Below are 11,645 nucleotides of genomic sequence, written 5' to 3'. Positions count from 1 at the left end.
CGTGGCCCTCCCCTCCCTCACCGACCAGGCCGAGCGGCTCGTCCGCCTCGGTGTCCACGACCTCGCCGGGATCCCGGCCGACACGCTGCACGAGGCGGCCGCCGCCGGCCCACCGGACGCCCTCCTGGTGACCCCGGCCCCCGCGTCCCGGCTCGCACCCCTGCTCCGCGTCGGCGACAAGCAGGGCTTCGTCGTCGAGGACATGACCGACGTCGACCACTTCGCTCCCACCGTGGAGGTCCCGCGGGCGCCGTACGTCGCGGTGGGCCTCGACCGCGGGGACGCCTTCGCCAACCGGACGCCCGAGGAGTCGGTGCCGGAGATCCTCGACGCCGGCCGCTCGCCGCTGACCCTGGCGGAAGGACTGCACTGGGTGCTGCAGGACCCCGACGTCCTCGAGCGCAACCTCTGCTTCATGACGCCCGGGTCGCGGCTGCGCCGGGGCAACGGGACGTACGACGCCCGCACGCCGGCGTTGTGGCTCAGCAACGGCACCGGGCGGGACGGGCGCGAGCGCCGCCACGCGCCCAAGCTGGGCTGGTGCTGGTGGGGCAACCGGCACACGTGGCTGGGGATCGCGTCGTGCGAACGGCGTACCCACGCGTAACCACGGTGTGACCTGGGCCGCACCCGCTGCCGCTTCGCAGCGGACTCATCGACACTGCGTCTCACATCGTGGCGCGTCATCCCACATGATGGGATTTCATCTTGTGGAAGGCGTGTCCAACCCCTGAGACTTCTTGACATGGTCACCGCTTCCACCCACGCACACCTTGTGGTCCGACGTCACGTCGACCTCATGCGCGTGGGCAGCGCGACCTGTTGGCATCGCTGACGCCGCCCCTGCATCCCCCCGCGCTCAACGTCGCGCGCGGCATCCCTCAGCGAACAGGACCTTCCTGACCATGCCTGACCTCCGCTTCACGCCCGAGGCCGCCCAGCACACCGAGATCCCGCGCCCCAAGCGGGCCGAGGGTCAGTGGGCGCTCGGCTACACCGAGCCGCTCAACAAGAACGAGCAGTCCAAGAAGGACGACGACCCGCTGAACGTGCGGGACCGCATCCTCTACACCTACTCGCGTCGCGGCTTCGACTCGATCGACCCCGCCGACCTGCGTGGTCGCTTCCGCTGGATGGGTCTCTACACCCAGCGCGCGCCCGGGTTCGACGGCGGCAAGACGGCGCAGCTCGAGGAGGAGGAGCTCGACGACCGCTTCTTCATGATGCGCGTGCGCACCGACGGCGCGATCCTCGACGCGGCCGCCCTCCGGGCGCTGGGCGAGGTGTCGACGACGTACGGCCGCAACACCGCCGACATCACCGACCGCAACAACATCCAGTACCACTGGATCGAGATCGAGAGCGTCCCGGCGATCTGGGAGCGCCTCGAGGCGGTCGGCCTCAGCACGCTCGAGGCGTGCGGCGACGGCCCGCGCCCCTTCCTCGGCTCCCCCGTCGCCGGCATCGCCAAGGACGAGATCATCGACGGCTCCGAGGCGCTCGCCGAGATCAAGCGCCGCGCGCTCGACAACCCGGCGTTCTCCAACCTGCCGCGCAAGTTCAAGACCGCGCTGACCGGCCACCCGAGCCACGACGTCGCGCCCGAGGTCAACGACGTGGCCTTCGTCGGCACGGTGCACCCCGAGCACGGGCCCGGCTTCGACCTGTGGGTCGGCGGCGGCCTGTCCACCAACCCGATGCTCGCCCACAAGCTCGGCGTGTGGATCCCGCTCGACGAGGTCGCCGACGCCTGGGAGGGCGTCGCCGGCATCTTCCGCGACTACGGCTACCGCCGCCTCCGCTCCAAGGCCCGGCTGAAGTTCCTGCTCGCCGATTGGGGCAAGGAGAAGTTCCGCGAGGTCCTGGAGAACGAGTACCTCCACCGGGCGCTGGTGGACAACCCCTCCCCCGAGGCTCCGATCGCCCAGGGTGACCACATCGGCATCCACGAGCAGAAGGACGGCCGGTTCTACGTCGGCGCCGCCCCGGTCGTGGGCCGCATCGACGGCACCACGCTGAGCGCGCTCGGCGACCTCGTGGAGCGGTACGACGCCCGCGGCGCCCGGCTGACGGCGTACCAGAAGCTGGTCGTGATCGGCGTCGCCGCCGAGGACACCGAGGCCTTCGCCGACGACCTCGAGAGGATCGGGCTGACCGCCCGGCCCAGCAACTGGCGCCGGTCCACGATGGCCTGCACCGGCATCGAGTTCTGCAAGCTGGCGATCGTCGACACCAAGGAGCGCGCCCGTCGACTGGTGACCGAGCTCGAGAAGCGGTTCCCCGACCTCGACACCGACATCTCGGTCAACGTCAACGGCTGCCCCAACGCCTGCGCCCGCACCCAGGTCGCCGACATCGGGCTCAAGGGCCAGCTCGTCATGGACGCCGACGGCCGCCAGGTCGAGGGCTTCCAGGTGCACCTCGGCGGCGCCCTCGGGCTCAACCCCGCCATGGGCCGCAAGCTGCGCGCCCACAAGGTCACCAGCGCCGGCCTCGACGACTACGTCACCGCGGTCGTGTCGGCCTACCTGGCCGATCGCACCGAGGGCGAGCGCTTCGCCGCCTGGGTGGCCCGCGCCGACGACGTCCTGCTCCGCGGGGAGCCGGTGGCCGTCTGATGTCCGAGCGCGCGCAGCCCTTCTACTGCCCCTACTGCGGGGACGAGAACCTGTTCCCCCGCGAGGGCGCAGGGGCGTGGGAGTGCCGCTCGTGCCTGCGCAGCTTCACCGTCCAGATGACCGGCATGATCCCGCACCCCGGCGGCGAAGGTGCAGGAGGACCCGCATGAGCCTCTCCACCCGCGCCGCCCGCGACTTCAAGGGCACCCACACCGAGGGACGTACGCCGGAGGAGCTGCGCGAGCTCGTCTCCCACGTCGGCGCCGAGCTCGAGCTCGCCCCGGCCGAGGTCATCATCGAGTGGGCCGTCGCGACCTTCGGCGACCGGTTCGCGATCACCTCCTCGATGGGCGACGCCGTGCTCGCCCACCTCGCCTCCACGGTCGCGCCCGGCATCGACGTCGTCTTCCTCGACACCGGCTACCACTTCATCGAGACCATCGGCACCCGCGACGCCGTCGAGGCGACCCTGCCGGTCAACCTGCGCACCGTCAGCACCCCGCTCACCGTCGCCGAGCAGGACGCGCAGTACGGCAAGGACCTCTACAAGACCGACCCCGACCTCTGCTGCGCCCTGCGCAAGGTCAAGCCGCTCGCCGACACGTTGGCGGAGTACGACGCCTGGGCCACCGGCCTGCGCCGCGCCGAGACCCACAACCGCGTCATCGCCCCTGTCGTCGGCTGGGACGCCCGCAAGGGCAAGGTCAAGGTCTCGCCCCTGGCGCGGTGGAGCGACGAGCAGGTCGAGCAGTACGTCGCCGACCACGGCGTGCTGGTGAACCCGCTCGTCCACGACGGCTACCCCAGCATCGGCTGCTGGCCCTGCACGCGCCGCGTCGCGCCCGGCGACGACCCGCGCAGCGGCCGCTGGGCCGGCACGTCCAAGACGGAGTGCGGGATCCACGCATGACACACCCCACGACTCCACCCCACGCGCACGACAACGCCGTCGCCGCGCAGCACCCCCACCTGAAGCACCACCGCTCCACACACGATCGGAGGCACCCCTGATGGCTGCTCCTGCTCTGGTTGCCCTGGCCCACGGAAGCCGGGACCCGCGTTCGGCCGCGACGATCAAGGCGCTCGTCGCCGAGGTCAAGGCGATGCGCCCCGACCTCAAGATCGAGACGGCCTTCCTCGACCTCTCCAAGCCGAGCTTCGACACGGTCGTCGACCGCCTCGTCAAGGCCGGTCACGAGGAGATCGTCGTCGTCCCGCTCCTGCTGACCGAGGCCTACCACGCCAAGGTCGATGTGCCGGAGGCCATCGCCGCCGCCATGGCCCGCCACGACGGCGTACGCATCCAGGCCAGCCGCATCCTCGGCATGGAGGCCGCCTTCCTCGAGGTGCTCGACGTCCGCCTGCGCGAGGCGCTCAAGGCGGCCCGGGTGCGCGAGCTCGACGCCCTGGTGCTGGCCGCGGCCGGCTCCTCCGACCCGCTCGCCAACCAGGCGGTCGCCCGCATCGCCCGCACGTGGGGCGCACGGCACCGCCTGCCCGTGACCGCGGCCTTCGCCTCCGCCGCTCCCCCCGCCGCCGGCGAGGCGGTGCGCGCCTTCCGCGCGGAGGGCAAGCGCCACATCGCCGTCGCCTCGTTCTTCCTCGCGCCCGGCCGGCTGCCCGACCGGGCGACCGAGCTGGCCGTCGAGGCCGGCGCGGTCGCGGTCTCGGACCCGCTCGGCGCACACCCGGCGGTCGCCCGCGCGATCCTCGCCCGCTACGCCGTCGGCGCGGTCGAGCTCGTTCCGGTCTGAGTCGTCGAGATCAGTCAGCGAGGTGCTTGAGCGCCTCGCGGCGGGACAGCCCGCTGAGCCGGTCGTCGTGGGCCCGCACGAAGGTGCGGACCCACTCCGGGTCGGTGCGGGCGTGCTGCCGCAGCGCCCAGCCGACCGCCTTGCGCACGAAGAACTCGCGGCCGTACGCCGTGTCGTCGAGGTTGGCGACCAGCACCCACTCCAGCAGGTCGGTGTCGGTGTGCTCGCGGTGGCGCAGCTGCGCGAGCACCGCCGTACGTCGCACCCACAGGCTGTCGGCGTCCACCGACCACGCCTCGACCACCGGCGTCGCCGCCACGCGGTGGTCGAGCAGCACCTGCCCGACCGGGTGCGCGGCGATCTCGTCGACGACGTCCCACCACGCACCGGTGCGGACGAGGTGCTCGAGCAGCGGCAGCAGGTCGGGGTCGAGCCAGGCCCGGTAGGCCCGATGCCGAAGGAGCGCGATCGCGGCGTACCACTCCTCCCGGTGCTCGGCGTCCTCCCACAGCTCGAGGACCGCCGCCTCCCACTGGGCGCGGTCGACGAACCGGTGCTCGACCAGGAGCGGGCGCAGCAGCGCCTTCAGTGCCGGGGCTCCCAGGCCGACGTAGGGCAGCTCGGACTTCATGTAGGCCTGCTGCTGGGCGGCCCTGGCCTCGTCGCCCCCCTCGGCCAGGGCCGCCCGCACCGCGCCGACGTAGGTCATGCCCCGGATCTTGTCAGGGACGGGCCTCGTAGACGTGGTTGAACGGCGTCTCCGCCACCCTGCGGAAGCGGGTGAACCCGGCGTCGGAGACGACCTGTCGGATCGCTGCCTCCCCTGCCTGCGCCCCCAGGGCGTAGCCGCCCGACTGGGACATCGCGTTGGGCACGCAGAGGAACGTCGAGAAGCCGTAGAACACCCGGCCGACGGGGTTGAGGTTGTCGGCGACCGTGTCGCCGGCGGCGGGCTCGACGATCATCCACGTGCCGTCGGGTGCCAGCGAGGCACGAATGTGCCTGGCGGCGCCCACGGGGTCGCCCATGTCGTGCAGGCAGTCGAACGTCGTCACCAGGTCGAGGTCGTGCTCGTCCAGGGACTGCGCCCCGGCGACGTAGAAGCGCACCCGATCGGCCACGCCGGCCTCGTCCGCCCGCTGCCGGGCGGCCTCGATGGAGGCGCGATGGTAGTCGGAGCCGACGAAGGTGCTCGCCGGGAACGCCTGGGCCATCAGGACCGTCGACGCACCGTGCCCGCACCCCAGGTCGGCGACCCGGGCCCCCCGCTCGAGTCGCGCCTCGACCCCCTCGAGGGCCGGGATCCACTCCGGGAGCAGGTGCATCAGGTACCCCGGCCGGAAGAAGCGCTCGCAGCCGGTGAACACGTCGTGGTCGTGCTCGTGCCAGCCGTAGCCAGCGCCGGTCCGGAAGGCGTGCTCGATCTCGGGGAGCGCCTTCAACGCGCCCAGCGCCAGCTCGAAGGCACCCGGCAGGAACACCGGCCCGGTCGGGTCGGTGAGGGCGAACGCCTTCTCCGGGGTCATCGACCAGGTGCCGGTCGCCGCGTCGTGCTCGACGTACCCGCCCGCTGCCTGCCCGCGGAGCCACTCCTCGACGTAGCGGGGGTCGGTGCCCGTCGCGGCGGCGAGGGTCCGCGCGTCGGTCGGACCGGCCGCGAGCGCGCGGTAGAGGCCGAGCCGCTCACCGAGCAGCACGTTGCCGGCGCCCACCGTGGCGCCCAGGTCCCCGACGAAGGCGCCGACGAAGCCCATCAGCGCGTCCATGTCGATGGCGGGCGCGGTCGGGTCCTCGGTCGAGCCTGCGGCCGGGTCTGCGGTCGTGGTCATGGAGGTCTCCTCTTCTCGGCATCCCGGGTGGATGCTTGTCAGCAGAGGGTGCGCCGGGCCGGTTGCGTCGCGATTGCAACCGCGCTGCAACCACGGGGCCCCACCCTCGGAGCACGGAGCGGGAGGTCTGCATGAGGGCACGGGAACCCGACAGCAGCGGGTACGTCGAGTCGGACGGGGTGCGGCTGGCGTGGGAGTCGTTCAACGACACGGCGACCACCACGGTGCTGTTCGTGCCGATCGACACGTGCGTGCACAGCCGGGCATGGAAGGGCCAGGTCGCCTACCTGGCCCAGCACGTGCGGGTCGTGACGGTCGACCCGCCCGGCAACGGCCGCTCCGGTCGCGAGCTCGACCCGGAGGCGTACGGCGACCTGGCGATGGTCGCCGACCACCTCGCCGTCCTGGACCACCTCGGCATCGACCGCGCCGTGCTCGTCGGCATCTGTGCGAGCGCCTGGCAGGCGCTGCTGACCGCCGCCCTCCACCCCGACCGGGTGCTGGGCGTGGTCGCCGTCGCTCCGTGGGCGCGCGACCGGACGCCCCCGTTCGAGGTGCGGCTGGAGGCGGTGCGGCACTTCGACGAGGAGCGGGACGACTACTCGGGCTGGAAGGGCCACAACCGCCACTACCTGCCCGACCACTGGCCCGACTACGCCGCGTTCTTCTTCGACCAGATGCTCCCCGAGCCCCACTCGACCAAGCAGCTCGAGGACATCGTCGGCTTCACCCGGGAGACGACGGGCGCGGTCATCCTGGCCGAGACTGCCTCGCCGAGCTTTCCCGACACCGCGGCCGAGGCCGAGCGCCTCCTGCGCGGCATCTCCGCCCCGGTGCTGGTCGTGCAGGGGACGGCCGACCTCTGCCAGCCGCAGGGCCGCAGTCGGAGCGTGGTCGAGTGGACGGGGGCCGAGCACCTCGTGCTCGAGGGGTCGGGGCACCTCCCCATGGCCCGCCACCCGGTCGTCGTCAACCGCGCGATCAAGAGCCTGGTGGACCGGGTGTCCGGAGCGGCGGCGCCGCGACCCGTGCCCCGACGGCACCCGCGTCGTCGGCCGCGGGTGCTCTACCTGTCCTCGCCGATCGGTCTCGGTCACGTCCGGCGCGACCTGGCCGTCGCCGACGCGATGCGCGAGCAGCGCCCGGACCTGGAGGTCGAGTGGCTCACCCAGTCACCCGTGGCGGAGTTCCTCGAGCAGCGCGGGGAGGTGGTGCACCCGGCCTCGCGCCTGCTGGCCAGCGAGTCGGGCCACTTCGAGGCGGAGTCCGGCGAGCACGACCTCCACGCCTTCGACGCCTACGCCGCATGGACGAGGTGCTGGTCAACAACTTCATGGTCTTCGACGACCTCGTCGAGCGCGAGGCCTACGACCTGTGGGTCGGGGACGAGGCGTGGGACCTCGACCACTTCCTGCACGAGCACCCCGAGCTCAAGCGCGCACCGTTCGTCTGGATGACCGACTTCGTCGGCTGGGTGCCGATGCCGGACGGGGGCGAGCGCGAGGCGTTCCTGGCCGCGGACTACAACGCCGAGATGGTCGAGCACGTCGACCGTACGCCGTCGCTGCGGGACCGCGCGGTCTTCGTCGGGGACCCGGACGACGTGGTCGACCTCCCACTGGGACCGGGGTTGCCGACGGCGCGGGCCTGGACCGAGGAGCACTTCGACTTCGCCGGCTACGTGATGGGCGAGCGGCCGGACCCCGGGCGTCGCGGTGAGCTGCGCGAGCGGTTCGGCTGGGCCGAGGACGAGGTCGTGTGCGTCGTCTCGGTCGGGGGATCGGGCGTCGGCCACCACCTGCTCCGGCGGGTAGCGGCGGCGTACGCCCCGGCGCGCGAGCGGGTGCCCGGCCTGCGCATGGTCGTCGTCGCCGGGCCACGCATCGACCCCGACGCTCTCGACGTGCCGCCCGGCGTGGAGGTGCACGGGTTCGTGCCCGACCTCGACCTGCACCACGCGGCCTGCGACGTCGCCGTCGTGCAGGGTGGGCTCAGCACGACGATGGAGCTCACCGCGGCAGGCCGGCCGTTCATCTACGTCCCCCTGGGGCACCACTTCGAGCAGCAGGTCCACGTGCGGCACCGGCTCGACCGGCACCGCGCCGGGCGGGCCCTCGGCTACGTCGACGCCGACCCCGACCGGATCGCCGACGAGCTGGCGGCCTGCCTCGCGCAGCCCGTGGACTACCTGGCCGTGCCCTCCGACGGGGCCGCGCGTGCCGCCCGGCTGGCGCTGGAGGCGCTCTGACCCGGGGTGCCGCGCACCGTCTCCTCGACCTGCCTGCGCACCGCGGGCCACGCCGCGGTCGTCGCCGTCCGCAGTGGAGCGACCAGCCGGTCTGCGGCGGCGTCGTCACCCCGCGCTACGGCGGCGCCCGCCAGGAGGAGGTAGGCATCCGCGCCGAGCACCCACGCCCGACCGGGCGGGCAGTCCACGCGGGACAGCGCGTCCGCCGCGGCGGACGCCTGCTCGCCGGTGACCGCCGCGAGGGCGGCGGCACACAGCAGCCGCCCCGGTCGGGCGGTGCCGCTGCGTGCGGCCAACCCGGCGCGGGCGACCGCCACCGCCTCCCCCGCCTCACCCGCGCGGACCAGGGTCGCCGCCAGCAGCCCGGCAGCCCAGGAGTGCCACCAGGGGTGGTCGACGGCTGACGTGTCATCGACCGCCCGTCGGCCGAGTCGGACCGCGTCGTCCAGGTTGCCCGCGAGGCGCGCGAGCCAGCCGTCGTACGCCCGGATGTAGCCGGCGTAGGCGGGAAAGCCGCTGCGGCGGTTGAGCTCGATCGCGTGCGCCACCCGGTCCCGCGCCTCGTCCCACTGGCCGTGCGCCGCCGGGACGACGGCGGACTCGAAGACCACCCACTGGAGCAGCCACGCGTCGTGCCGGGCCCGCACGAGCGGCTCGAGCTCGGCCACAACGGGTGCCAGGGCGTCCGCGTCCCCGAGGTACCACGCCACCGTCTTCGCGCCGTCGAGCGCCAGGACCACGCCGTCCTCCGAGCCCGCCGCACGGGCCCGGACCAGGGCGTGGTCGGCGCGCCGACGGGCGTCGGCCAGCCGGAGCCGACTGGCCTCCAGCACGGTCAACCGGGTCGCGAAGTCGGCCTCTGCCCTCCGGTCACCCAGATCGGCAGCGATCCGGACGCCGTCCTCGAGCGGACCGAGGAGCTCGTCCGCCGCGAGCTGTGCGCCGATCGCGACGTCGCCCCCGCGCGCGCGGAGCGCGGCGAGCTCGAGCCGCCGCTCCCCACTGCGGCGGGCCCACGCGAGCGCAGCGTCGATGTCGTCGATCGCGGCCTGCCACCGCATGGCAGCCTCGTGGACCCGACCCCGGACGAGAAGCGCCCGTGCGCGCGTCTCCCCCGCGAGCTCCTCGACCGCGAGGCACCGCTCGACCAGGGTCCGGGCGTCCTCCACCGCGGCCCGGCGCAGTGCCTCCTCGGCAGCGACGAGCCAGCCACGAGCAGCGCGGGCGTCGTCGCCGACGGCGTGGGCGTGGTTGGCCATCACCTCGGGCCGGTCGCCCGTGAGGTCGGCCGCGCGGCGGTGGTAGGCCGTGGCGACCGCCGGCGGCAGCGCGGCGTACACGCACTCCTGGAAGAGGTCGTTGGCGAACTCGTAGAGCGCGCCGCTGCGGACGAACAGCCCACCGCGGGCCAGCCCCTCGGCCTGGCGGGTGGCACCGACCTCCGACTGCTCGGTGAGCCCGGCCAGCAGGCGCGGGTCGAGCCGGCGCCGGAGGACGGCGCCGGCCTCGACCACCGAGCGCGCCTCGGCGCCGAGCCGGTCGACGCGGGCGAGCACGGCCGCCGACAACGAGGCCGGCACTCCGGTGTCACCGTCCGCCAGCGCCCGCAGGCACTCCACCACGCTCAACGTGTGTCCGGCCGTGCGGTCCATGACCTGCCCCCCGAGCGGCGAGAGCCCGGCCGCCGCCGCGAGCGAGGCGACGGAGTCGGGGTCGAGCGGGCCGAGCGGCACCCGGCGCACCCGGTCCCCCAGACGCTCGACGACCGAGACGTCCTCGCTGCGGACGGCGCCGACCACCAGGACCCGCGACCCGTCGAGACGGCGTGAGAGGTATCCGAGCAGGTCGAGCGTCGCGGCGCCGGCGTCCTGCAGGTCGTCGAGGACGAGGGCCAGTGGCCGGCCGGCAGCGAGCCGGCGGAGCGCGGCGAGCACGGCGTCGTACGTCGCGCGCCGCTGCAGGTCGCGGTCCGCGGGTGGCGCCGGTGCGTTGCGCAGGACCGGCCCGAAGTCGGGCAGCAGCGACGCCCAGGCGCCCTCGTGGTCGCGCAGCACGGCTTCGAGCGCGTCACGCGACAACCCGGCCAGGCCGGGGCGCAGGGCGTCCACGAACGGCTGGATGAACAGCGACCTCTCCGCGGGGTGGCACCGCCCGCGCAGCACCTGGCCGCCGGTGCCGGTGACCCACTCGGCGACCGCGTCGAGGAGTCGGGTCTTGCCGATGCCGCCCTCCCCCACGACCAGCACCAGGTCCACGTCGTCGCCCGCGACCGCCGAGCTCCACGCGTCGCGGAGCACGGCGAGCTGCGCGCCCCGACCCACGAGCTCCCCGCGGCCGGCGTCCGCTGGGCGGCGTGGTGCGGCCTCGTCCGCCGGGGTCGGTCCCGGCTGGCGGAGCAGGGTGAGCTGCAGGTCGGCCGAGGCGCGGTCGGGCTCGGTGCCGAGGTCGTCGCGCAGTGCCCGCGCGAGCCGGTCGTACGCCGCGAGCGCACCGGCGACCTGCCCGTCCGCGGCGAGCGCTCGCATGATGTCGCGCACCGCGCGCTCGTCGTACGGGTCGGGCGCCGGGCCGGCCGACGCCACCGGCACCGCCCGTGCGGGGTCGATCGGGAGGAGCGCTGCCACCCGCTGGTGACGCGCGTCGCGACGCAGGGCGTCGGCCTCGCGCCGCACCTCGAGGACCCAGTCGTCGTCGTCCTCGTCCGGCAGCGCCGGCCCGGTGCCGAGCAGGTCCTGGGCTGCGGCGGCCGCGGTCTCGGCGAGGGCGTGCTCGCCGGCGGCGGACCGACCGACGGCCTGCACGCACCACTGGCGGGCCTCCTCGAGGTCCACGGACCACGCCCCGCCCAGGACGTACGCCCCCGGCAGTCCCACGACGAGGTCCGGACCGACCGTGCGCCGCAGGCGACTGACCAGCGTCGCGACGTTGGCCGCGGGGTCGGCGGGCGGATGGTCGTGCCACAGCGCCTCGACGATGCGCTCGGTCGCCACCGGAGCGCCACGCGCGGAGGCGAGCAGGGCGAGCAGGGTGCGCGCCTTGCGGCTGCCCAGCGCGTTGCCCGTGAGCGAGCCCGTCTGCGCGTCCACGGCCAGCGTGGACGACAGCCGCAGCCGCACCACCCCGTCGTACGTGCTCACGAGCCGAGTATCCGCCTCGCTGACCGGAGAGGACAGGACAGGACAGGGCGTCCCGACCC

The 11,645-nt window shown here is 74.0% G+C and carries 10 protein-coding genes; 7 read left to right on the top strand and 3 right to left on the bottom strand.

The genetic code is table 11. From position 1 onward, the window contains the following. Position 1: 1 nt before the first annotated feature. The 5 genes from HOO61_RS17335 to HOO61_RS17315 all read left to right on the top strand — a co-directional run bounded on the left by HOO61_RS17335 (position 2) and on the right by HOO61_RS17315 (position 4,372). A complete protein-coding gene (locus tag HOO61_RS17335) occupies positions 2–607 on the top strand; it encodes a DUF5701 family protein (protein ID WP_172260711.1) in 606 nt (201 codons plus the stop codon). 298 nt (positions 608–905) lie between these two features. Beyond that, positions 906–2,618 carry a nitrite/sulfite reductase gene (locus tag HOO61_RS17330; protein WP_172260709.1) on the top strand — a complete coding sequence of 571 codons (1,713 nt, stop codon included), beginning with the start codon at positions 906–908 and terminating at the stop codon, positions 2,616–2,618. Then, on the top strand, positions 2,618–2,788 hold the full coding sequence (locus HOO61_RS17325) for a hypothetical protein (protein ID WP_172260707.1): 171 nt from the start codon (positions 2,618–2,620) through the stop codon (positions 2,786–2,788). Before HOO61_RS17330 ends, HOO61_RS17325 begins: the two co-directional genes overlap by 1 nt. Continuing rightward, positions 2,785–3,528, top strand: coding sequence for a phosphoadenylyl-sulfate reductase (locus HOO61_RS17320; protein WP_172260705.1), 744 nt, complete (start codon positions 2,785–2,787; stop codon positions 3,526–3,528). The genes HOO61_RS17325 and HOO61_RS17320 overlap by 4 nt, the downstream gene beginning before the upstream one ends. Before the next feature lie 100 nt (positions 3,529–3,628). Continuing rightward, on the top strand, positions 3,629–4,372 hold the full coding sequence (locus HOO61_RS17315) for a sirohydrochlorin chelatase (RefSeq protein WP_172260703.1): 744 nt from the start codon (positions 3,629–3,631) through the stop codon (positions 4,370–4,372). A 10-nt stretch (positions 4,373–4,382) separates the two neighbouring features. On the opposite strand, the gene HOO61_RS17310 is transcribed toward HOO61_RS17315, so the two are convergent. Both HOO61_RS17310 and HOO61_RS17305 read right to left on the bottom strand, forming a co-directional pair. After that, positions 4,383–5,081, bottom strand: a complete 699-nt coding sequence (locus HOO61_RS17310) for a DNA alkylation repair protein (RefSeq protein WP_172260701.1) — start codon at positions 5,079–5,081, stop codon at positions 4,383–4,385. Between the two features lie 13 nt (positions 5,082–5,094). Next, the gene (locus HOO61_RS17305; protein WP_216659047.1) at positions 5,095–6,201 is read right to left on the bottom strand and encodes a trans-aconitate 2-methyltransferase; all 1,107 of its coding nucleotides are present in this window, start codon (positions 6,199–6,201) and stop codon (positions 5,095–5,097) included. A 131-nt stretch (positions 6,202–6,332) separates the two neighbouring features. Between HOO61_RS17305 and HOO61_RS24265 the strand changes: the two genes are divergently transcribed. Beyond that, the gene (locus HOO61_RS24265) at positions 6,333–7,658 is read left to right on the top strand and encodes an alpha/beta fold hydrolase (protein WP_253942527.1); all 1,326 of its coding nucleotides are present in this window, start codon (positions 6,333–6,335) and stop codon (positions 7,656–7,658) included. Further along, positions 7,655–8,449, top strand: coding sequence for a glycosyltransferase (locus tag HOO61_RS24990; protein WP_367650243.1), 795 nt, complete (start codon positions 7,655–7,657; stop codon positions 8,447–8,449). Before HOO61_RS24265 ends, HOO61_RS24990 begins: the two co-directional genes overlap by 4 nt. On the opposite strand, the gene HOO61_RS17295 is transcribed toward HOO61_RS24990, so the two are convergent. Further along, positions 8,386–11,586, bottom strand: a complete 3,201-nt coding sequence (locus HOO61_RS17295) for an AAA family ATPase (RefSeq protein ID WP_172260698.1) — start codon at positions 11,584–11,586, stop codon at positions 8,386–8,388. The two genes, HOO61_RS24990 and HOO61_RS17295, sit on opposite strands and share 64 nt — an antisense overlap. Positions 11,587–11,645: the final 59 nt, after the last annotated feature.

Origin of the sequence: Nocardioides sp. zg-1230 (assembly GCF_013155335.1) — a bacterium.
GTDB lineage: Bacteria > Actinomycetota > Actinomycetes > Propionibacteriales > Nocardioidaceae > Nocardioides.
This window is presented reverse-complemented; position numbering and strand designations above follow the sequence as displayed.